The organism is Streptomyces sp. SID10853, assembly GCF_010548145.1.
Taxonomy (GTDB): domain Bacteria; phylum Actinomycetota; class Actinomycetes; order Streptomycetales; family Streptomycetaceae; genus Streptomyces.
In genome coordinates this window covers 25148-45972 of record NZ_JAAGLN010000032.1, presented here as the reverse complement: position 1 = coordinate 45972, position 20825 = coordinate 25148, and the positions used below count along the sequence as shown (strand labels likewise).

Here is a 20825-nt window from a genome sequence, read left to right as displayed (position 1 = left end):
GGCGGGTGCGGTACCCGGCGCCGGGGCGGAGCCGGGGGCCGGAGCGGCACCGGGGAGCGGGGCGGCGCCGGGGGCCGGGGCCGGTTTCCAGGTCGCGGTGACGGTGAGATGGGCCTGCCCGGTGGCGCCCACGATCCCGAACTTGAGGTCCTGGCCGACCTGCACCCCGAAGGTCACACTCATCTCCGCGGGCGGCTCGGGCACGGAGGAGACGGCGTGGTGGACCTCCTGGAGCAGCGGCCCGATCGGCTTGAACACACCGCGCAGGGCCCCGGCCGCGAAACTGGCGACGGCCCGGCCGCCGGCGGCCACCGGCACCGCCTGCCCCATCCCGTCCGGGAGGTCCCGGTCGTCGGCCGCGGCCGCCCCCTCCGCGGACGTCACGGGAGCCCCCGGAGTCCCCGGAGTCCCAGAAGTCACGGGAGCCAGCAGGAAACGGACCGGCGTACCGTCGTCGAGTTCGAGCTCAGGTGGAGGAGAAGACACCCCCACATTGTGTCCAACCGGACGCGGGACGGGTGGGCGGGTTCGCAACTCGGTTACCTGATCGGTGCATTGAGGTGCATTGAACCGCGCAGGGACCCATGCAGGGCGGGACAGGGCGAGCACGGGGCGAGCGCAGAAACCCGTACGGATACGGACAGAGGTACCCGTACGGGACCGTACGGACGGTCACCCGAGTTCGATGTCGCCCGACCGGGTCGGAACGGCGTCCAGCGCGGCGAGCGTCGCGTCATCGAGCACCACGGATCCCGCGTCGACGTTCGCCTGGAGGTGCGCCGCGTCCGCGGTGCCCGGGATGAGGAGGACGTTCGGGGCATGGTGGAGCAGCCAGGCGAGGCCGATCTGCGCGGGGGTGCGGCCCAGGGACCGCGCCGCCGCCACGACCGCGGGCTCGTCGGCCACCTTCGGCATACCGGCGAAGCCGCTGCCGAGCGGGAAGTACGGCACCCAGGCGATGCCTTCGTCGGCGCAGAGGCCGAGCATGTCCTCGTCGTCGCGTGCCACCAGGCTGTAGGCGTTCTGCACACAGGCGATGCCCGCGGGGATGCCCCGGCGCAGGACGTCGTGGCTCACGCTGCTGAGCCCGATCTCCCCGATCTTGCCCTCGTCGCGCATCGCCACCATGACGGCGAGCTGGTCGTCGAGGCCGACCACCTGATCGCCCTCGGCCTGGAGTCCGAGCCCTGTGTCCGCGCGGCGGAGGTTGACCAGCGGGATCTGCTCGACCCCGAGGCTCTGGAGGTTGTCCTCGACGCTCGCCCTCAGCTCATCGGGCCGCTGCGCGAGCCGGAGCGGAACGGGCCCTCCGGAAACCGGGGTGGCGCCGACCTTGCTGACGACGAGGACACCGTCCTCGGGGCGGATCGCCTCACGGATGACGCCGTTGACGAATCCGTCGCCGTAGAACTGGGCCGTGTCGATGTGATCGGTGCCGAGCTCGACCGCGCGGCGCAGGATCGCCACGGCGGCGGCGCGGTCACCCGACAGGCGCTCCAGCTGCATCGCCCCGTAGCCGATCCGCGAGACGGTGCGGCCGGCGAGCAGGCCGGGGCCTCCGGGGCGCGGAGCGCCGGTGGCCGTCGTGCCGGGCGACGGGGTGGACGAAGGGGCAGGGGTGTGGGGAGCAGAGTTTCCGGTGGGGGGCATGGATATCCCGTCCTCATGCGATGATGGAGAAAGCGGAGGAGTCTCCGTTATTCGACTGTAGCACTACCGGAGGTTCCTCCGCTTTGTCTTCGCCCGAACCGGCCACGCCCGGCACCCCGGCCACACCGCCCGCCGGTGCGGCACGTCCGGCCCGCGCTGACGCACGACGGAACCGCGAGAAGCTCCTGGCCGCCGCACGGACCGCCTTCACCTCCGCCGACGACACCGTCGCGCTGGAGGCCATCGCCCGTGAGGCGGGCGTCGGCATCGGCACGCTCTACCGCCACTTCCCCACCCGCGAGGCGCTGGTCGAGGCCGTCTACGCCGCCGAGCTCGACCAGGTCACGGCCGATGCCGCAACCCTGCTCGCCGAACTACCGCCGGAGGCAGCCCTCCGCGCGTGGATGGACCGGTACGCGGCGTTCGTCACCAAGAAGCGCGGCATGATCGACACGCTCCGCGCGGGCTGGGCGTCGGGGACCATGGCTACGCCGACCACCCGGGAGCGCATCACGGCCGTCATCGCGGCGATGCTCGCCGAAGGGGTTCGGACGGGCGCGTTCCGCGCGGACGTCGAACCCGATGACGTCACCACCCTGCTCGTCGGGGTCTTCGTCTCCTCACCCGACGCCGGCAGTCAGGACCGGACCGGCCGGCTCTTCGGCCTCATCGCGGACGCACTCCGCCCGCGCGACGCCCGGTAGACGCGGCGGAGAGGCGCCGAGCCGGAGAGGACAGCCAAAAGCCCCGGTCCCAGTGAGTGGAGCCGGGGCTTCCGCCAGGATCCTCCGCTCGGATCAGGCGGGACGATCCGCGCGGGGCCGATCCACGCGGGGCCGATCCGCGCGGGCCGCCAGGGTCGTACGGAGCGGGCGCCGGGGTCATACGGGAAACCAGTCGGCCCCCTCCCTCCGCTCGTCCGCCACGACCCGGCCGAAGACGACGTCCGCGAAGTGGATGCCGAAGCCGATGGTGTGCGGCTGCTGGAGTTCGGCGATCAGACGGCGGCGGTGGCGTTCGGACTGGGCCGGGTCGCTGTCGGACGCCGTGAACCACTCCGGGTGTCTGACCTGGAGCGGGGAGTGCAGCGCGTCCCCGAACGCGAGCAGCCGCTCACCCCTGGAGGTGATGGAGAAGCCGGTGTGGCCCGCGGTGTGGCCGGGCAGCGCCAGAGCCCGTACGCCGGGAAAGACCTCCTCGCCGGGAACCACGAGCCGCATGCGGCGCTCCACGGCGGCCGCCGCTTCCGCCGAGAGGCCCGGCACCTGGCGGCGGTTCTCCCACTCGCTCTTGGGCACCGCGAAGACGGCCCGGGTGAAGATCGGCGGGACGGTGCACGCCCAGCCGATGTGGTCGGTGTGCAGGTGGGTGAAGGCCACGACCTCGATATCGTCGGGCCGCGGCCCGAGCTTCGCCAGGTTGTCGAGGAGCGAGCCGCCGTGCACCGTACCGATGTACGGATGGCCGGGGTCCTCCGGGGCGGAGTGCGGGCCGAAACCCGCGTCGATCAGCAGGGCCCTGGGCCCGTCCTGGACGAGCAGGCCGCCCGTGTTGGCGACCAGCCTGGCGGTGTCGTTGAGGTACGCGCCGTACGGTGGCCAGGGCCCGGCCACGGCCCGCGGCAGCGGCCCGGACGGCTTGAGGAGCATGGCGCCGTCGGGTACGTAGCTGACCTTGAAGTCACCCACCTGCACGGAACACACGGCCGAGGGCCTGCGCAGTCTCCTGTCGTTCACCGGTCGGTCTCCTAGTGAAAGGCGTGGGCAGCCGTGGGTGGGGTACCGCGGCGGGATGCGGAGGGGGCGAGGGGCCGCTGGGGGCCCGGACCCCGAAGGGCGCGTCCGTCCGCCGGGGGGATGCGGAAGGACGCGCCGTGCCCTCGCCGGCGCACTGCGACGGTGCCCGTGGGCGTCGTACGCGCAGGGCGCGCGAGGGTGTTCTCTAGGCAGCGGTCCGCTTGCGCAGCATGGTCGCCGCCAGGGCGGAGCCCACGAGGGCGATGATGCCCGCGGTCACCATGCCCGCGTGCAGTCCGCCCAGCGTCGCGGTGGCATCCGGTGCCGAACCGCCCGCGAGGGAAGCGGTGCGGGCCGCGGCGATGGCGCTGAGGCCCGCGACGCCGATGGCCGCCACGTACTGCGGCAGCTGCGACAGGCCGCCGACGACGCCCTGGTCCTCCTCGCTGACGCCCGTCGTCATCACCGTGATGAAGGAGACGACGCTGAAGACGTGACCGAGACCCATGACCGAGGACGTGACGATGAGGGCCGGCACATTGACGTGCTCCGGCAGGGCGAACATCGCGGCGGTGCCGATTCCCTGGATGAGCAGGCCGGCCGCCAGCACCCTGGCACCGCCGAAACGACCGAGGAGACGGGCGACGTACATGCCGCCGAGCATCGCCGCCGCACCCTCACCGAGGTAGCTCAGACCTGCCTGCAGCGGCGTGAAGTTGAGGACGTCCTGCATGTAGAGGCTCAGCAGGACGGTGGTACCGGCGCACATGCCGAAGGTGACCACACCGAACAGGCCGGCCCACTTGATGGTGGGGCGGTTGAGGATGGTCAGCGGGATCAGCGGCTCCGGGTGGCGCCGCTCGACCAGCAGGAACCCGCCGAGCAGAACCAGGCCGCCGACGATGCAGCCGAGCGAGTCCGCACGGACCCAGCCCTTGTCGCCGCCGGTGGAGATGCCGTAGACGAGGCCGAACAGACCGAGCGTGGCGAGGACAGCGCCGGGGATGTCCATGCGCTTGGCCGCGACGGACTCGCGCATCACCGGCAGCACGAGGGCTCCGGCCAGGGCGATGGCGCCCATGATGCACAGCACGACCATGGTCCAGCGCCAGCTGAAGCCGCTGGTGATGACGCCGCCGCCGAGCGCGCCGAGCACGAAGCCGAGCGACATGACGGCGCCGTTGAGGCCGAGGGCGCGGGCGCGCTGCGGGCCCTGGGGGAAGTAACCGGTCATGAGGGCGATGGCGGCCGGGGCGATCATCGCGGCGGCGGCACCCTGGCCGACGCGGGTGGCGATCAGGACTCCGGGGGTGTTGGCGAGGGCGGCACCCAGCGAGAACAGCGTGAACAGGGCCACGCCCAGCGTGAACAGCTTCTTGCGGCCCACCAGGTCGGCGACCCGGGCGAACAGCGGCAGCAGGCTCGCGGAGGGCAGCAGGCTCGCGGTGGCGACCCACTGCAGGGTGCCGGGCGAGGAGAAGCCGAGGCTGTTGCCGATGTCGGGGAGAGCCACGGTGACGATGGAGAAGTCCAGGCCGCACATGAAGGTCGCGCAGCACAGCGTGATCAGCACCAGCCAGTCCCGCATACCGAACGCGGCGGACGGCGTGCCCTCGGCCCCGCCCGCGCCCGCGTCGGCGACGGGCGGTGGGGGTACCGGGACCTCGTGTGCGGCCTCGGTCGGGGGAGAAGACTCGGTGACGGTCATCAGGGGATCCCTTCGTTGGTGATCGGGCCTGACCAGCATCGATTCGCGGACCCTGCGCAACAAGAACGATCTGTGCAACGATCGATTCGCCGGGCTCATCGTTCGAGGTGAGCGATGCGATGAGGGACAAGAGGCCGAGGACGGGGAGGACATGGAACGCCAGGAGATCGAGATTTTCCTGACGCTGGCGGAGGAACTGCACTTCGGCCGGACCGCCGAGCGCGTGGGTGTCTCGCAGAGCCGCGTCAGCCAGACCATCGCCCGGCTCGAACGCCGCATCGGTGCGAAGCTGTTCGAGCGCAGCAGCCGGCATGTGACGACGACGGCCATCGGTGAGCAGCTGAGGGACGGCATAGGCCCCGCTCAGCGCCGTATCGAGGAGGAGATCGCCAAGGCCACAGCGGCCGGCCGGGGGATCACCGGCACGCTGCGGATCGGCTTCTCCGGGGCGTTCACCGGCCATCTGCTGCACAGTGCGGCGGAGGCGTTCGGCCGGCGCCACCCGGGCGTGGACGTACAGATCCGGCAGGTGCAGATCTCCGACCCCTACGGGCCGCTGCGCGCCGGTGACATCGACCTCCAGGTCACCGAACTCCCGGTCGCCGAGGCAGACTTGACGGCGGGACCGGTACTGCTGTCGCAGCCGCGCGTACTGCTGATGCCATCCGGGCACCCGTTCGCGCGGCGCGAGTCGCTGAGCGTGGAGGATCTCGCGGAGGCCACTTTGCTGACGGTGACCAGCCCCGTACCGGCCCACTGGCTCGACCATCACTTCCCGCGGCAGACGCCGTCGGGGCGGCCCATTCCGCACGGCCAGGCGATCACGCACTGGGAGGACGCGCTGTCGCTGGTCCTCGCGGGCAAAGGGGTGACCCCGGTGGCGGCCGCGGGGGCGCGCTACTACGCGCGACCGGGGCTGGTGTTCCGGCCGTTCACCGATGCCCCCCGCATCGAGTACGCGCTGGTGTGGCCTACCGACCACGAGACGGGCCGGCTGCGGGCGTTCGTGGCGGCCGCGGTGGAGCATGTCCGCTCACTGGGCGGCCCCACCAGGGCCATGGACACCCTGTGGGAGTCAAGCGGCGACGGCCGCTGAGCCGTCGGCACGCCCGGGACCGCGCGGGCGGGGGGTCAGCGCATGACCCCGGCGGCGGACAGGTAGCGCTGGTCGGGGCGGTCCTGGAGCATCACGTGGTGCAGGGACTTGGTGGTCGGCGACGGCGTGATGCCGAGGTCATTGCTCATCCGCAGCCGCAGCGAGTGGTAGACGTCGAGCGCCGCCGCCCGGCGGCCCGACGCATACAGGGCGCGCATCAGCTGGGTGTGCACGTTCTCGTGGTACGGATGCTCCTCGACGAGGCCCACGGCCTCGCCGACCGCCTCCTGGAACCGGCCGCTCAGCAGCAGCGCGTCGACCCGCACTTCGCGGGCCGCCAGATGAGCTTCCTGCAACACCCGTGTTTGGGAGGCGAGTTGGCTGCCGAGCTGCACATTGCAGAATGGCGTACCCCGCCACATCGCCAGAGCGCTGCCGAGCACACCGGTGGCGCGCTGCGCCTCGCGCGCCTCCATCAGCCCGCGGGCCTCCAGGACCAGTCGCTCGAAGTGAGGGCGGTCCCATTCGGTGTCGGCGAGCTTCAGTACGTAGCCGTTGCCGTCGGTGACGAGGCGTTCTTCCGCGATGTCGCGGGCGGTGGTCGCGGTGGCGGCTGCCAGGATCTTGCGGATGGAGCCGATGTACGTCTGCAGCGCGGTGGTCGCGGTACGGGGAGGTTCACAGCCCCACACCTCGTTCAGCAGCGTCGGAACGGAGACCCTGCGGTTGGCTCTCGCCAGGAGCAGGGCGAGTACCTGGCGTTGTTTGGGCGCGGTAGGTGTGATGTCGCGGCCCTGCTCGTGAACGTCGATCGGACCAAGGAGACGGAACTCCACAGCCCCTCCCTCGTGATGGACGCGCTGTCCGTGTCGATGACAGCGGCTGGGCGAACAGGTGAACAGGTGGGTCTGGACGTCCCGCGGCGCTGCGGGACATGGCTATCGCGCTGTGCGGTGCGGTGCGCGCAGGCACACGTCGTGGCCCAGCCTGCGATGCGCGGACGCGGCGGAGACCAGCGTCGCGTGGCGGTGCCAGCCGGCGTAGGAGCGGCCGGCGAAGTCGTGCAGTCCGAGTTCGGCCTCGGCGGAGCCGACCCGCGCCGCGGTGCGGGAGGCGATGAGCGCACCGGCCTGGGAGTGCCGCGCGGGGGGCAGGTTGGTAAGCCAGGCCCGGTCGGGCCGCACGGGCGACGACCATTCGCCGACCAGCAGGCATGCGCGGGGCCCGCCTGACAGGGGAACCAGCGCGGGCAGTGCGTTGAAACGGGGGCGAGCGGCTGTCGCCTGCGCGCCGGTGCACAGCGGTGCGTGCGGACGGAGCAGAGTGCGTGCGGCCTCCAGGCGCGGCACGAAGCCCGGCTCCGGGGAGTGCGCGAGGGCGAGGCGCAGGGTGTCGGGCACGGCGACGATCCACTCGTGGCCGCGTTCTTCGAGCCCTTCGACAAGGACTTCGGCATCAAGGTGACCCTCCGGGTCGACGACGACGGGCGGGGCCCTGTGCACGGTCCGCGCGAGGCGGTCGACCAGGGCCAGACAGAGATCCGCGGCCGAGGTGTAGGGCATGGGGCCGGGGATGTGGGCCTGTTCGCGCAGCCGGGCGTCCTCGGCCCGGTCACGCGGCAGATACAGCTGCCAGTCGACGGAGATGTCACCGAGCGCGGTGCTGAGGAACGCCCCCAGCGCCAGCTGGCAGTTGACGGTGCGTCCGAGAGCGGGCACGAAGCGCCGGTGGACTCCGGCGGCGAGGCTGCCCCGCTTGGGGATGACCAAGGGGGCCAGGGTCCAGGCACGGACCGGGGTGTGTTCGGCGACCCAGTGGGCGAGTTCGGCGCGGACCGGACGCCAGGACCAGGGGCTGACGTTGACGAACTGCTGCAGCGACTGGGAGGCCGTCGGGGACGGGGTGACGGAGGCGGCGATGCGCCGCAGCGACTTCTTGCCCGGGGTGACCAGCAAGCCCTTCAGGTAGACCTCGGCCCATCGGCGCTGGTCGGCCCGCGGGAGGTGGGCGAAGAGCCGGTGAGCACCCGGCACGGAAGCCGCTTCGGCGGTCCGTGCGAGGTCGCTGGGCATCCGGTCCATGGGGCAGGTCTCCTCTCCTGTCGGGCGGGCGCTGAAAGCCACCTCAGAAATATAGCGAACGTTCTCTATTTTTCTAGCCCGGATTCCCGGGAACCAGCGGGAGGGAGAGCGGGGCGCCGGCGCCCCGCACCGCCGGCAGGCCCCTGAGCTGGGAACAGGCGGGAGACGGGATGCGCGGAGAGGGCGTCGAATATTTCGCACGGCCGGCGGGGACCCGGGACCGCATGAGCGGTCCGCGTACGGCGTGTGCCCGGAGGGGTGCGTTCCGTAGAGGTACGGAAGCGCCAGGAGCCCGCCGTGGAGCGGGCGTTGACGGTCAGCCTTCGGCAGAAAGCGCGGAACCCGCGCCCGGGCAGAGCGGCTCGGCGGCGGAGACGAGGGCCGTCAGCGCCTGGAGCGCCTGCACCAGCTCGCCCTGGGAATCGCCGCCGGTGGCGTCCCGCAGGGCGTCCCGGGCGGTGGCGGTGGCCTCGAAGCCCGCGAGCAGATAGGTGAGAAACGCGGTTGCGGAGGACGGCGTGAGCGCGGAGTCGCGGTACTTCTCGGGCCACTCACGCACGAGGCCCTCGCGGACCTGGGGGACCCAGGAGGCATACCAGTTGGGCTCGGCGCCCCGCCCCTCGCGGGTGAACCGGGCGGCCGCCCTGATGCTCGGGGTGGTGTTCAGCGCCGCGGCGAGGGCCAGGGCCCCGCCGAGTACACCCTGCAGTCCTGCGGCGCTCTCCGTGCCGTGCATCACTTCGCGCGTAGCGGCGGCCCCGGCGCCCTGGACTGCTTCGGCCAGCGCGAGCTTCGACGAGAAGTGGAAGGTCAGGGCGCCCATGGTGACACCGGCCGACCTGACGATTCCGAGCAGGGAGGTGCCGGCGTATCCGTGCGCGGCGAACTCGGCGGCGGCGGCCTCGATGAGCCGTTGCCGGGTCTGTTCTGCTCTTTCCTGGCGTGCCATGAATCCACCGTAGGTCAAGGGTTTCCCAAGAACGCCTCATGCGAAGGACCCGGAACGTTCTTGGCAGGTCCGTCGGTATCGAGGGATGAGACAACGCCTCCCGGCCCTTCGGATCGGCTGCTTGACTGCCGGTCATGACGGAGAACGCACGCAATATGGACGGCCGGGTAGTGATGATCACGGGGGCTTCGTCGGGCATAGGCGCGGCGGCGGCGCGGCTGTTCGCCGCCCATGGCGCGCCTGTGGTCCTCATGGCCCGGCGGCAGCAGCAACTCGACGCGCTGGTGGGGGAGATCGAGAAAGCAGGAGGACAGGCGGCAGCCGTTCCCGGTGATGTGCGCCGTGGTGAGGACGTGGAGCGGGCAGTGGAGACCGCACTGGAACGCTTCGGCCGGCTGGACGCCGCCTTCAACAACGCGGGGCACGCCACGCTCGGCCAGGACCTGCACGAGACACCGGACGACGACTTCGACGCTGTGATCGACGTGAACGTACGCGGGGTGTGGAACTGTATGCGCCACCAGATCAGAGCCATGCTCCGCACGGGCGGAGGGTCCATCGTCAATACCGCGAGCACGGCAGGGCTCATCGCCACCGGTGTCGGCGCACCCTATGTCGCCGCCAAGCACGCGGTGATCGGACTGACCAAGGCGGCCGCATCCGAGTACGGGACACGCGGCATCCGCGTCAACGCGCTCGCTGTGGGCAGCACACTGACCGAGATGATGGAATCCGTCATCGACCGGGCGCCGGGCATCGAGAAGAAGTTCTTCGCGCGCGCCATCCAGCAGCGCTTCGCCGATCCGGCCGAGGTGGCGGAGGCCGCGATGTGGCTGTGCGGTGACGCCTCGTCCTTCGTGACCGGCGCGACCGTGCCCGTCGACGGCGGGGTCCTGGCCGTCTGACCGGGCGGTTCCGGTCCGGTCGGACGGAGCCCGGAACCTCCGGGCGTACGGCGTCCTGGGTGGCGGCCCGGCCTGGCGGCCACCCAGGACGCCCGGACTCACGCTCCGGCGCGGGCCGCTTCCTTGCGCGCCCCGCGGCCCTCCCAGACCGTGCCGGACACCGCCTCTCCGTCCAGCGCGCGCAGCAGCGCGTCGTCGATCTCGTGCAAGGAGCCGACGAGATGGCGTACCCCGGCCTCCCGCATCAGCTCGGCCTGATGGCTGTGCTCGAAAGTGCTGGGGTGGCCGATGAACGGCACGTCGAGCGCCCTGGCGGCCTCCGCCACGCGCGCCACGTCGTCGATGAAGAGCACCTCGCCGTGGTCAAGGCCGAAGTGCGCGGTGATCTCCTTGAGACCGGGGCGCACCTCGTTGGTACAGATGTACCGCGGGTCGGTGAACAGGCCGGCGTACGGGCCGAGATGCTCGTCGAAGTGCGACGAGCCGAGGCCCCCGTAGCAGACCGCCGGAAGACCCGCGGCGCGCAGCCGTTCCAGCAGGGCGACCGCGCCTTCCATGAGCTCCACGGGGTGGTCGGCGAGATAGGCGGCACGTTCGGCGAAGTACGCGTCGAGGGCCTGCTCCCCCGTCAGATCCTGTGGGACCGAGTCGGCCAGTGCCTGGCCCGCGACGGCCTGGCGCTGCGAGAACACCCGCCGTTCGACATCGGCGGAGTACTCGGCGCCCCGGCTGGTGATGAACCGGTGTATCAGCGGGCTGAAGGTGTCGGTGAGCAGGATCCCGTCGATGTTGACGGCGGCGAGCCGCAGCCGCCGGAGCGGATCAGGCACGGCCGACCTCCTGGCCCCGTGCGTCAAGGGTGCTCCCCCAGAGGGACTGCGCGCGCTCCTGGCTGTTCTCGATCGCGCCGAAGGCCCGCTCCGTGGCGATACCGGGCAGCAGCAGATTCCACATGTTGACCGTGCGCCGCGGCAGATCGGCACGCTTGCAGACGACCTGCGCGTACTCCTGCAGGCCGGTGCACGCACCGACCACGAACTCGGCCGTCTCGCCGAGCCGCACATGCTCCCGCAGCTCGCCGGCCTCGCGGGCGGCTTCGAGGCACTCCTCGAAGCTGCCGGCCCAGACGGCGTAGGGCGAGGCATCCTGGACGCCGAACGTGGCCTGTTCGCTCGTCAGGCGCACCCCCGCCCGCAGCAGTGGATCGGCCTGCAGGGAGTGCGACCAGATCAGCGTGATGTCCACCATGCGCTGCAGTCCGCTGGACGGCACATGCGGCTCGATGGTGGTGCGCTGGGCGCGCATCACTTCGACGGCGAGATCCTGTTTGTTCTTGAAATGGAAGTAAAGAGCGCCCGCCGTCACGCCCGCCCGGCCAAGAATCTTGTTGATCCCCGCGCCGGCATAGCCGTACTCGTCAAAAACCTCGGCCGCAGCCCTCAGAAGCTGCTCCCGGGTCTGAACTGCGCGTTCCTGCTTCGGTACTGCCATGGCACGCCCCGGTCTCGACAAAAAAAAGAACGCCCTCTATGTTACTGGCTGCGGCGCCGATCCGCCACCGCCTCGGGGGCAGTGCGGGCAGCGCTCACTGACACAGGGGGAACACAAATGAACGACATGGCTTCGTCGATCGTTTCGAGAGCGGCTCACATAGCGAAGGACCTCGTCCACAAACACGACGCGTCACAGGTGCTCCTGACGGACCTGCACCGAACCGGCGATGACGAGTTCCTGATCACCGCGGACTGGACGGACACCAGCCGGCTGACGCGCACCGAGGACAGCCGCCGCGACGCCGCGGTGCTGCTGACCGAGACGATCCGGCAGACCTTCCCGCTGCTCGCACACGCGAGTTACGACGTCCCGTTCGGCCACCACCTGCTGTGGGACGAGTACCGCTACGCCCTGCACTTGGACGCGCTCAACTCCGGCGGCGCGAGCGGCCGGCCCGAGCTGTACATCAAGTGCCACGACATCGTGCGCCGCCGCGGCCGCGTCGGCGGCCTGTCGCTCGACATCACCGTGGTGTGCGACGGCCGCAGGCTGGCCACCGCCCACACCCGGTTCAACATCCAGCCCCCCGCGATCTACCAGCGTCTGCGCGGCGCCCACGCCGACTCCGCCGCGATGCTGGAGCTGGCCCGCAGCCGTCCGCTGCCGCCGCCGGTCTCCGGAGCCAGCGAGGAGTTCCGCGACGCCGTCCTCTCCCCCACCGCCGAGCGCGACCGCTGGCAGTTGCGGGTCGACACACACCACCCGATGTACTTCGACCACCCGAGCGACCACGTGCCCGGCATCCTGCTCCTGGAGGCGGCCAAGCAGGCGGCCCGTGCCGCGCGGCACCCGCGGGCGGGCGTCACCGAGGCGATGGAGACCGTCTTCCACCGCTACGTCGAGCTCGACAGCCCCTGCCTGGTGGAGGCCCAGTCGCTGCCGGACGATCAGCAGGGGCGGGCCCGGATCATGGTGACGATGCATCAGGACGGCGCACTGTGCTTCACCGCGCTGGTGTCGGTCGCCAAGACCGCGGCCCCCTGAGAGCCCGGTCCTCGACGGGCGCGGCGGGCCGTACTCCGGGCAGTGTGGCCCCGCCCGCCCGCGTGACATGGCCCCCGAGGGTCAGGTCCCCGCCGACCGCCACCGGGCGGCCCACGGAACGCAGGAGGTCCAGGTCCGAGGCGTGGTCGCCGTAGGCGGCGGCACGCGACGCGGGTATCGCGTGCCGCGCCATCAGCTCCCGCGCGAGACGTCCCTTCTCCGGGCCGATGGCGGCACGTGCCAGCCGGCCCGTGAAGCAGCCACCCGCGGTCTCCGGCTCGCTGCACAGGATCACGTCCGCGCCCAGGTGTTCCGCCAGGGGCTCCAGGCACGGCCGGAACGAACCCGAGACCAGTGCGATCAGTGCGCCGTCACGGCGGTGACGGCGGAGCGCGTCGACCGCGGGCCGGTGCAGGAGCGTGCCACGGGCCAGCTCCGCGGCGAACCAGGCGCGGCCGTGCGCGTACACCTCCTCCTGTGGCCGCCCCGCGAAGAGCCGGTAGTACTCGCAGTTGGTCCGCTGCCGCGAGACGCCGGCGGCGGCCCGTTCGCGCAGGTTGCCTGCGGCCTCGGCGTATGCGGAGGCCGGCAGCCCGCGCTCGCGGTAGTGGAACTCCAGAAAACTGAACATGCTCTTGACGGTGATCAGTGTCTCGTCGACATCGAAGAGGGCGATGTCGACGGCGGAACAAGCGGTCGGTTCGGACGAGCCGGGGACCTCGGGCATGTCATACGCCTTCCGTGCGGGGCAGAGCGGGGGGACAGGGGGCGGCGGGACAGCGGGCGGCGGGGTGCGGGGTGCGGGGCGTCAGACCACGGCCACGGCGGAGGCAGCGGCGGCTTCGGCGGCACGCGCCGTCAGATAGGCGCGGACGCCCTTGCCGGCCGTCTTGCGGCCCAGATGGTCTGTGGCGACGAGCTGTTCCAGCAGCGGTACGGGGGCCTGCTCCCTGCGCCGCGGGTCCTGATGGAGCCGGCGCTGCACCTCAAGGGCCACGTCGGCGCCGATGGTGTCCAGCAGCCGGACAGGGCCCAGGGGCTGTTCCCCCACGGACTTGACGGTCAGGTCGAGCGCCGCCGGTGTCGTCGTTCCCGCGTCCAGGAGGTCCAGCGCCTGGTTCAGATAGGGGAAGAGCAGGGCGTTGACGATGAAGCCCGTCCGGTCGCCGCACTCCACGGTCTCCTTGCCGAGCCGCTCGACGAGCGCACGGGCCCTGGCCAGGGTGTGTGCGCTGGTGCGCTCGCCCGGCACCAGCTCCACGAGGGGCATCAGGGGCGCGGGGTTGAAGAAGTGCAGGCCCATGACGTGCGCGGGGCGGCCCGCGGTCTCGGTGCAGGCGCCCACCGACAGGCTCGACGAGGACGTGGCGAGCACCGTGTTCGGCGCGCACACCCTCCCCAGCTCGGCGAAGAGCCGCCGCTTCACCTCCAGGTCCTCCACGACTGCCTCCACGACGATGTCCGCGCCGGACAGCACGGACCGGTCGCTCGTCGCGGTCCAGCGGGGCGGGTCGTCCTGCGGCCCGGTGTCGTCGGCGCGGGCGGCAGAGCGCTGGAGCGCGAATCCGATGCGCTCGGCAGCGTCGGCGGCCTTCTCCTGCGACCTGGCGAGCAGCGTGGTGCGGAATCCGCCGCGTACGCAGACCTCGGCTATACCGGTGGCCATGGTGCCGGAGCCGATCACGACCACATTGCAGCCGGGGGGAGCGGTGGGCGCCACGGTCCGGCGGGGCGCCGGCTGTGCGCCGTGACGGTGGAAGCCGCGGCCCGTCTTGACACCCAGCGCGCCCTGCGCGACCAGCTCGTCGAGGACCGGCGCCGGCGCGCGGTGGCCGCCGCCGAGGTCGCCGAGGCGGGCGAGGATGTCGCGTGCGGTGTCCAGGCCGATCGCGTCGAGCGCGGCCAACGGGCCCTCGCTCCATCCGCAGCCGAGCCGTACCGCCCTGTCCACGTCCGCCGCGCTCGCGTACCCGTCGTGGACCATCCACGCGGCCTGGTTGAGGAGTCCGAACAGCAGACCGGGCGCGAAGGAGCCTGCCCGGTCACCGACCTGGTGGGCCTTGATGCCCGCCGCCGAGAGGACCTCCCCGACACGGGCCGCCGCGGCGTCCGCCGCACGGGGGGCGCGGGCCAGCTCGACGGCGGCGAGAGCATCGGCGCGCAGGAAGCGCAGCGCGAACAGGTCCGGTCCCGCGGCCTCCTCCAGCTCCGCGAGTGGGGTGGTCAGCGCCGTGGTGAGGACAGGGGTTCCGGGGCGCAGATGCTCGCGCAGGGAGGCGAGGACGGCCCGTTTCAGAGCCGGCGGTTCCGGTACGGCCTCGATGACCAGGTCGGCCGCCGCGGCGCCCGCCGGAAACCGGGTCAGGGTACGGGGGCGTTCGCCGGGGCTCAGGAGCAGAGCCCCGGCCAGTGCCCCGGGGTCGTCGTCGATACCGATGACATCGAGCCCCGCGCGGGTCAGCCGCCGGGCGAGGGCGAGACCGGTACCGCCCAGCCCGACGACGGCCACGGTGAAGGGGCGCGGCGCGGCCCCGGGGACGACGGGGTCGAGCCCGGGGGTGCGGGCGGACTCGGGGCTGGGGGCTTGCCCGGGGAAGGGAGCGGACTCGGTGGCGGACTCGGGGGTGAAGCCGTGCTCGGGGCTGAGGGCGTGCTCGTCCATGGTTCTGCTCCTGCCTTCGCGGATGGGGGCATCAGTAGCGGCTGCCGACAGCTGCGGGCGCGGCGTCCAGATCGGCCAGGTCCTGCGCGGTCAGGCGCAGTCCCGCCGCGGCCGTGTTGGCGGTCAGATAGCGCAGCTGCTTGGTGCCGGGGATGGGGATGACGTGGTCGCCCTGGGCGAGCGTCCAGGCCAGCGCGGCCTGGGCGGCCGTGGCGCCGTGCCGTGCGGCGACCTCTTCGACCGCCCTCACGATGCGCAGATTGTTGGTGAACGCCGCACTTTGGAAGCGCGGGTTGGTGGCGCGGAAGTCGCCGTCCTCGAAGTCGTCGGGCCGTGCGTAACGGCCCGTGAGGAAGCCTCTGCCGAGCGGGGCGAAGGGAACGAACGCGGCGCCGTTGTCCGCACACCAGCCGGCGATCCCCGTGTGCGGGTCGAGCGGGTCGCGGGTCCACAGGGACAGCTCGGACTGGACGGCCGCCACGGGATGCGCGAGGTGCGCAGCGGTCGCCTGTTCCCGGGTCACTTCGGAGAGCCCGAGGTGACGGACCTTGCCCTGCCGCACCAGGTCGGACAGTGCGCCCCAGGACTCGTCGAGCGGCACCGCGGGGTCGACCCGGTGCAGGTAGTAGAGGTCGATGACGTCCACACCCAGCCGGCGCAGCGAGGCGTCGGCCGAGTGCCGGATGTGCTCGGGGGAACCGTCGCGGCTGAGGGTGCGGGTGGCGAGGTCGTCCACGACGATGCCGGTCTTGGTCGCCACGACGGCGTCCGTACGGCGTCCGGCGACGGCCTGCCCGACGAGGGTCTCGTTGTGTCCGCTGCCGTAGGCGTCGGCGGTGTCGATGAGAACAGGTCCTGAGTCGAGCGCGCGGCGGATCACCTCGACCGAGGCGGCGTCGTCGCGCTGGGACTCGGCATAGCCCCAGCTCATTCCCATGCAGCCGAGGCCGACGGGGCTGACGTGCGGGCCGGTCCTGCCGAGCTGACGCGTGTCCACGCGAATTCCTCTCCTGGTGGCGGTACTTGGGGGTTGCTACGAGGGTGCGGGGCCGGGGCGCCGTTGCCCCGGCCCGGTGATCAGGCAGCGGTGAGCACGAGGGCGGCGTTGTGACCGCCGAACCCGAGGGACGTACTGGCCGCGACGGTGATCCGCCGGTGCCTCGCCCGCCCCGTGATGACGTCGATGTCGACGTCGATCGACGGGTCGAGCGACCCCACGTTGGCGGTGGGGGGCAGGGCACCGTGATACAGCGCCAGGGCCGTGTACGCGGCCTCGACGGCACCGGCCGCGGCCAGCGTGTGGCCGGTGACCCCCTTGGTGGAGGTCACCGCCGCACGGCTGCCGAGCACCGAATGCAGGGCACGGGCCTCGGTCAGATCGTTCATGGGGGTCGAGGTGCCGTGCGCGTTGACGTGCTCCACCTCGTCCGGGAGCACTCCCGCGTCGGTGAGGGCACCCCGCAGGGCGCGGGCCAGGCCTGCGCCCTGCGGGTCGGGTGCGGTGGCGTGATGGGCGTCCGACGTGGCCGCGAACCCGGCGATGTCGGCATAGCGGCGGGCGCCGCGGGCGGCGGCGTCCGCGTCCCGTTCCAGTACGAGGATGCCCGCGCCCTCCCCCGCCACGAAGCCGTCCCGGTCGTGCGCGAAGGGCCGGGAAGCCGCGCCCGGGTCGTCCGTACGGCCCGAAAGGGCTCCCATCCGGGACAGGCCGTTGAGAGTGCCGGGGCTGATCGCCGCCTCGGTGCCGCCGGCCAGGACCACGTCGCACAGCCCGGACAGCAGCCACTCCCGGGCGGTGCCGATGGCCGAGGCTCCGGACGCACAGGCCGTCGCGGTGACCAGGCTGGGGCCCTGGATGTGCTGGTCCATGGCCACGTACCCGGCGACCATGTTGACCATGCTCATGGGGATCATCAGCGCCGACACGTCATCGGGTGCGCCCTCGGAGTAGGTCCTCAGCTGCTTCTCCAACGTGGTGGCGCCGCCCAGTGAGTTCCCGATGACGACGCCCACCCGGGTGCCGTCCCAGGCCCCGCTGTCGAGCCCCGAGTCGGCGACCGCCTGCCGGGCGCTCACGATGGCGAGCTGGGCGAACCGGTCCAGCTTCCAGGCGTTGCGCCGGCCCAGCTCGGCCGCGGCGTCGAAACCGGGTACCCGGCAGGACATGTCGACCCGCTCGCCCTTGAGTTCGGGATCGGTGGCGGCGGCGGACACCCCCGAAAGGACGCGCTGCCAGTTGTCCCGTACGCCGATACCGGCGGGTGTGACAAGGCCGATTCCGGTGATCGCGATGCCACGTCCCCGGGCCGACCCGCTCACGCCTGGGCCACCTTCGCGCTGATCACGGCGACCGCTTCGTCCAGCGTGAAGGAGGACTTGAGCTCGCCCTCCATCAGGACGACGCCCATCCCCTTGCGCAGTATGAGGCTGAGCTCGACGAGTATCAGCGAGTCGATGTCCAGCTCGTCGAACGTGGCACCGGACAGCAGCTCCGCCTCGTCGAGGCCGAACTTCTCGCTGATGAGGCCGGAGACCTGGTGCTTGAGGGAGTACTGAGTGGTGAGAGCAGTCATGACGAGCTCCTTCTGTGTGTGTAGTGCGGTGTGTTGTGGTGTGTGGTGTGTTCCGGAAAGTGCACGCGGCACGGTGCGGGGGGCGTGGTGCGGCGGGTCGTGGTGCAGGCAGTGCGGCGGGGCCGCACAGGGTTACGGCGCGGCCGGTTCCGTGACCGCTTCGATGTCCGGCCAGACCAGTGCGGCCGAGCCCCAGGTGAGGCCGCCGCCGAAGCCGGTGAGGAGCACGTGGTGGCCCGGTACGAGCTCGCCGTCGGTGGCGGCGTCCGCCAGGGCGAGGGGGATCGAGGCTGCGACGGTGTTGCCGACCCGGTCCAGGTTCACCACGATCTGTTTCTCCTCCAGGCCCAGTTGCTCGCCGACGGCGTGCAGGATGCGGACGTTGGCCTGGTGGGCCACGATCTTGTCCAGTTCTCCCGTCGTCCAGCCGACCCGGTCGAGGAGGCGCTGCGAGGACTCGCTCATGTTGATCACGGCCTCGGTGAACACCGGCCGTCCCTCCATGGCGAACCACTGGTCGCCCTCGGCGGGCGGCAGGCCCGACCCACGCTGGCGGGAGCCGCCGGCACGCACCGTGATCAGATCGGCGCCGCCGCCGTCGCTGCCCAGGTCGAAGCCGAGCAGCGCCCCGGGCTCGTCGGACTCGCCGGCCCGCAGCACGACGGCTCCGGCTCCGTCGCCGAAGATCGCGCGGGTGGTGCGGTCGTTGGGGTCGAGGAGCGTGGAGAAGGTGTCGGCCCCGATCACCAGGGCCCGCCGGGCGACGCCCGCGGTGATCACGGAGGCGGCGGTGGCGAGGGCGTACACGAACCCCGTGCACACGGCCGCCACGTCGAAGGCCGGCACCTTGCCGAGCCCGAGCCGGTGGGCGACACCAGGCGCGGTGGCCGGGCACGGCCGGTCAGGGGTGCTGGTGGCGACGACCACCAGATCCACCTCGGCCGCCGCGTCGCCGCCCGTCCTGCGGGCTGACTCCAGGGCCCGCCCCCCGGCCGTGACGGCCAGATCGGATGTGGCCTCGCCCGGTGCGATCACGTACCGCCGTCCGATGCCCGTACGGGTACGGATCCACCGGTCGGTGGTGTCGAGCTGGGCGGCCAGCTCCTCGTTGGTGACGGCGGTCGCGGGCAGTGCGCCACCAAGACCGCAGAGCACGGCTGCGCGGCTCATGAGGCCAGCTCCTCGATGGTGTGCCCGGCGCCGGACGCCGGTCCGAACGCCGCGCGGACGGGTGCCGCGGCGGCCCGGAACGAGATGCCGGACCGGCGCAACGCCACACGCACGGCGGCGGGTTCGGGTGCGGTCAGCGCCGCAATGTGCCCGTCCGGCCGTACGAGAACGGCCGTGGGGCCGCTGCCGAGGAGAGGCGTGAAGCCGGGCCACGCCGAGATGTCCTGTACCGCGACGTCGGCGGGCGCGGTGGCGGTCAGGGCACGACGGGTCTCCACCCATCCGGTGTCCTGCCGCTCGCCCGCCCACAGAAGCAGCGAGAACCGCGCCGGGTCGATCGACGGCCAGCGCCCGGCGCCCTCCTGCGGGGCGCCGTGAGCAGCGAACGCCGGGAGGCGGTCCCCGGCGCGGAGCCGGCGGGTGAGGCCGGGCAGCGTGTCGCGCAGGGACTCCGCCGGGCGGTAGCTCACGTCGTGCTGCGCCATCAGCGGGGCGCCGAAGCGCTGCAGGAGACCGGTGCGGTGGGCCAGCCGCAGGGCCCCGTCGCGCGCTGCTATCTCGTGCCGGCGTTTGAACAGGCCCCAGCTGGTCTGCTTGGCGGTGGTCAGGACGATGCGCTCGGCGGCCAGGTGGCGGTCGGTGTCGTAGGTGTCGAGGATGCCTGGTTCGTAGAGGCCGTTGACGACCCCTGCCAGCTTCCAGGCGAGGTTGACGGCGTCCTGGATGCCGGTGTTCATGCCCTGGGCGCCGGCCGCGCTGAAGACATGGGCGGCGTCGCCCGCGAGGAAGACGCGTCCCGAGCGCATCGTCTCGGCGACCCTGCGACGGGCCCGGAAGATCGTGGACCAGTCCAGCTTCCCGACCAGGCCGGGCCGCGGGGAGCGCTCGTCGAGGAAGTGCTGGAACAGCTCGCGGGGCGGACCCTGCTCCTCGTTCCAGTCCGGGACGCTGATGGCGAGCCGGAACTGGCCGTCGCCGAAGGGCGCGATACCCAGTGCGCCGGTGCGCGAGTAGCAGTAGACGAGTGCGTGGGGATCCATGTCACCGTCGACGGGACCGTCACCGATGGCGAACAGGACGTCGTTGCCGGTGCCGAGGAGCTCGATGCCGGCGAAGTGGCGTACGGCGCTGCGGGCGCCGTCCGCGCCGACGACCCAGTCCGCCTCGATCTGCTCCGTGCGTCCGTCGGCGCGTTCCACCTCGGCGACGGGGCGGGGCCCTGAGGTGTCCATCCCGGTGAGCGTCCCGGACTCGATCTCGCCGCCGTGAGCGGCGAGCCGGGTGCGGATGACCTCCTCGGTGGTGTCCTGCGGGATGACCACACCGAAGGGGTAGGGGGTGTCGGTGAGCCGGCTCATCTCGACGGCGCCGATATGCCGCTTACGGGAGTAGTACTGCACCGAGTCGAGGCGGTTGCCCGAATCGACGAGGGGCTGGGCGGCGCCGATGCGGCCGAGGAGCTCAAGGCTGCGCGGCCACACCACGCTGGCGCGGGAGTGCTGGACGGGCCCGGCGGCCGAGTTGTCGATCAGTCTCACCGGGACGCCCTGGCTGAGCAGTTCGGTGGCGAGCACCAGGCCCACAGGGCCCGCGCCCACGACGAGGACGGGGCGGCGTCCGCCGGGGCCCTCGCGCAGGGGGATCGTCATGACAGGTGTGCCTTTCGTCGAATCGGTGTGGTGTGGAGATCGGGGGCGGTGCGTGGGTCGGGGGCGGTGCGTGGGTCAGGGGCGGTGCGTGGGTCAGGGGCGGTGCGT

At 72.0% G+C, this 20825-nt stretch carries 20 protein-coding genes; 4 read left to right on the top strand and 16 right to left on the bottom strand.

Translation table 11 applies throughout. The features are described from left to right. A partial coding sequence (locus G3I19_RS09515) for a CU044_2847 family protein (RefSeq protein ID WP_343235041.1) occupies window positions 1-384 on the bottom strand: 384 nt, incomplete at its 3' end. A gap of 288 nt (window positions 385-672) precedes the next feature. After that, a complete protein-coding gene (locus G3I19_RS09510) occupies window positions 673-1650 on the bottom strand; it encodes an aldo/keto reductase (protein ID WP_164262008.1) in 978 nt (325 codons plus the stop codon). 83 nt (window positions 1651-1733) lie between these two features. Here G3I19_RS09510 and G3I19_RS09505 point away from each other — a divergent pair, with 83 nt between their 5' ends. Further along, window positions 1734-2354, top strand: a complete 621-nt coding sequence (locus G3I19_RS09505; RefSeq protein WP_239074101.1) for a TetR/AcrR family transcriptional regulator — start codon at window positions 1734-1736, stop codon at window positions 2352-2354. A gap of 177 nt (window positions 2355-2531) precedes the next feature. Here G3I19_RS09505 and G3I19_RS09500 read toward each other — a convergent pair whose 3' ends face one another. Together G3I19_RS09500 and G3I19_RS09495 are read right to left on the bottom strand one after the other, a co-directional pair. Then, on the bottom strand, window positions 2532-3386 hold the full coding sequence (locus G3I19_RS09500) for an MBL fold metallo-hydrolase (RefSeq protein ID WP_343235040.1): 855 nt from the start codon (window positions 3384-3386) through the stop codon (window positions 2532-2534). A gap of 205 nt (window positions 3387-3591) precedes the next feature. Then, window positions 3592-5094 (bottom strand): MFS transporter, encoded by a 1503-nt coding sequence (locus G3I19_RS09495; RefSeq protein ID WP_239074100.1) that lies wholly within the window; start codon window positions 5092-5094, stop codon window positions 3592-3594. 151 nt (window positions 5095-5245) lie between these two features. On the opposite strand from G3I19_RS09495, the gene G3I19_RS09490 reads away from it, so the two are divergent. Continuing rightward, the gene (locus G3I19_RS09490; RefSeq protein WP_164262003.1) at window positions 5246-6190 is read left to right on the top strand and encodes a LysR family transcriptional regulator; all 945 of its coding nucleotides are present in this window, start codon (window positions 5246-5248) and stop codon (window positions 6188-6190) included. A gap of 35 nt (window positions 6191-6225) precedes the next feature. Here the strand turns inward: G3I19_RS09490 and G3I19_RS09485 are convergent, their stop codons facing one another. From G3I19_RS09485 to G3I19_RS09475, 3 genes are all read right to left on the bottom strand, one after another. Continuing rightward, window positions 6226-7026, bottom strand: coding sequence for an AfsR/SARP family transcriptional regulator (locus tag G3I19_RS09485; RefSeq protein ID WP_164262000.1), 801 nt, complete (start codon window positions 7024-7026; stop codon window positions 6226-6228). Between the two features lie 102 nt (window positions 7027-7128). Then, window positions 7129-8271, bottom strand: a complete 1143-nt coding sequence (locus tag G3I19_RS09480; RefSeq protein ID WP_239074099.1) for a transposase — start codon at window positions 8269-8271, stop codon at window positions 7129-7131. A 316-nt stretch (window positions 8272-8587) separates the two neighbouring features. Continuing rightward, complete coding sequence (locus G3I19_RS09475; RefSeq protein ID WP_164261997.1) at window positions 8588-9220, bottom strand: TetR/AcrR family transcriptional regulator; 633 nt, start codon at window positions 9218-9220, stop codon at window positions 8588-8590. 134 nt (window positions 9221-9354) lie between these two features. On the opposite strand from G3I19_RS09475, the gene G3I19_RS09470 reads away from it, so the two are divergent. Further along, on the top strand, window positions 9355-10125 hold the full coding sequence (locus G3I19_RS09470) for a glucose 1-dehydrogenase (protein ID WP_164261994.1): 771 nt from the start codon (window positions 9355-9357) through the stop codon (window positions 10123-10125). 98 nt (window positions 10126-10223) lie between these two features. Here the strand turns inward: G3I19_RS09470 and G3I19_RS09465 are convergent, their stop codons facing one another. Next, window positions 10224-10955, bottom strand: coding sequence for an HAD family hydrolase (locus tag G3I19_RS09465; RefSeq protein ID WP_164261991.1), 732 nt, complete (start codon window positions 10953-10955; stop codon window positions 10224-10226). Then, window positions 10948-11616: a ScbR family autoregulator-binding transcription factor gene (locus G3I19_RS09460; protein WP_164261988.1), complete on the bottom strand. Its 669-nt coding sequence runs from the start codon at window positions 11614-11616 to the stop codon at window positions 10948-10950. Before G3I19_RS09460 ends, G3I19_RS09465 begins: the two co-directional genes overlap by 8 nt. Window positions 11617-11733: 117 nt before the next feature. Here G3I19_RS09460 and G3I19_RS09455 point away from each other — a divergent pair, with 117 nt between their 5' ends. Continuing rightward, a complete protein-coding gene (locus G3I19_RS09455) occupies window positions 11734-12663 on the top strand; it encodes a ScbA/BarX family gamma-butyrolactone biosynthesis protein (RefSeq protein WP_164261985.1) in 930 nt (309 codons plus the stop codon). Here the strand turns inward: G3I19_RS09455 and G3I19_RS09450 are convergent. From G3I19_RS09450 to G3I19_RS09420, 7 genes are all read right to left on the bottom strand, one after another. Next, a complete protein-coding gene (locus tag G3I19_RS09450) occupies window positions 12623-13390 on the bottom strand; it encodes an HAD-IB family hydrolase (RefSeq protein ID WP_164261982.1) in 768 nt (255 codons plus the stop codon). The genes G3I19_RS09455 and G3I19_RS09450 overlap by 41 nt on opposite strands. An 81-nt stretch (window positions 13391-13471) precedes the next feature. Then, window positions 13472-15325: a 3-hydroxyacyl-CoA dehydrogenase family protein gene (locus tag G3I19_RS09445; RefSeq protein WP_164261979.1), complete on the bottom strand. Its 1854-nt coding sequence runs from the start codon at window positions 15323-15325 to the stop codon at window positions 13472-13474. Between the two features lie 31 nt (window positions 15326-15356). Then, complete coding sequence (locus G3I19_RS09440; protein WP_164261975.1) at window positions 15357-16322, bottom strand: aldo/keto reductase; 966 nt, start codon at window positions 16320-16322, stop codon at window positions 15357-15359. A gap of 80 nt (window positions 16323-16402) precedes the next feature. Further along, the gene (locus G3I19_RS09435) at window positions 16403-17644 is read right to left on the bottom strand and encodes a beta-ketoacyl-[acyl-carrier-protein] synthase family protein (protein ID WP_343235039.1); all 1242 of its coding nucleotides are present in this window, start codon (window positions 17642-17644) and stop codon (window positions 16403-16405) included. Beyond that, window positions 17641-17898, bottom strand: a complete 258-nt coding sequence (locus G3I19_RS09430) for a phosphopantetheine-binding protein (RefSeq protein WP_164261972.1) — start codon at window positions 17896-17898, stop codon at window positions 17641-17643. Before G3I19_RS09430 ends, G3I19_RS09435 begins: the two co-directional genes overlap by 4 nt. 132 nt (window positions 17899-18030) lie before the next feature. After that, window positions 18031-19068, bottom strand: a complete 1038-nt coding sequence (locus G3I19_RS09425; RefSeq protein WP_164261968.1) for a beta-ketoacyl-ACP synthase III — start codon at window positions 19066-19068, stop codon at window positions 18031-18033. Further along, window positions 19065-20717, bottom strand: coding sequence for an FAD-dependent monooxygenase (locus G3I19_RS09420; protein ID WP_164261966.1), 1653 nt, complete (start codon window positions 20715-20717; stop codon window positions 19065-19067). Before G3I19_RS09420 ends, G3I19_RS09425 begins: the two co-directional genes overlap by 4 nt. Window positions 20718-20825: the final 108 nt, after the last annotated feature.

Coding starts and splice junctions, on each gene's coding strand:
- G3I19_RS09460 (WP_164261988.1), bottom strand. CDS start 11,616: ATGGCAGTACCGAAGCAGGAACGCGCAGTTCAGACCCGGGAGCAGCTT.
- G3I19_RS09475 (WP_164261997.1), bottom strand. CDS start 9,220: ATGGCACGCCAGGAAAGAGCAGAACAGACCCGGCAACGGCTCATCGAG.
- G3I19_RS09495 (WP_239074100.1), bottom strand. CDS start 5,094: ATGACCGTCACCGAGTCTTCTCCCCCGACCGAGGCCGCACACGAGGTC.
- G3I19_RS09480 (WP_239074099.1), bottom strand. CDS start 8,271: ATGGACCGGATGCCCAGCGACCTCGCACGGACCGCCGAAGCGGCTTCC.
- G3I19_RS09470 (WP_164261994.1), top strand. CDS start 9,355: ATGACGGAGAACGCACGCAATATGGACGGCCGGGTAGTGATGATCACG.
- G3I19_RS09455 (WP_164261985.1), top strand. CDS start 11,734: ATGAACGACATGGCTTCGTCGATCGTTTCGAGAGCGGCTCACATAGCG.
- G3I19_RS09490 (WP_164262003.1), top strand. CDS start 5,246: ATGGAACGCCAGGAGATCGAGATTTTCCTGACGCTGGCGGAGGAACTG.
- G3I19_RS09510 (WP_164262008.1), bottom strand. CDS start 1,650: ATGCCCCCCACCGGAAACTCTGCTCCCCACACCCCTGCCCCTTCGTCC.
- G3I19_RS09450 (WP_164261982.1), bottom strand. CDS start 13,390: ATGCCCGAGGTCCCCGGCTCGTCCGAACCGACCGCTTGTTCCGCCGTC.
- G3I19_RS09445 (WP_164261979.1), bottom strand. CDS start 15,325: ATGGACGAGCACGCCCTCAGCCCCGAGCACGGCTTCACCCCCGAGTCC.
- G3I19_RS09430 (WP_164261972.1), bottom strand. CDS start 17,898: ATGACTGCTCTCACCACTCAGTACTCCCTCAAGCACCAGGTCTCCGGC.
- G3I19_RS09425 (WP_164261968.1), bottom strand. CDS start 19,068: ATGAGCCGCGCAGCCGTGCTCTGCGGTCTTGGTGGCGCACTGCCCGCG.
- G3I19_RS09420 (WP_164261966.1), bottom strand. CDS start 20,717: ATGACGATCCCCCTGCGCGAGGGCCCCGGCGGACGCCGCCCCGTCCTC.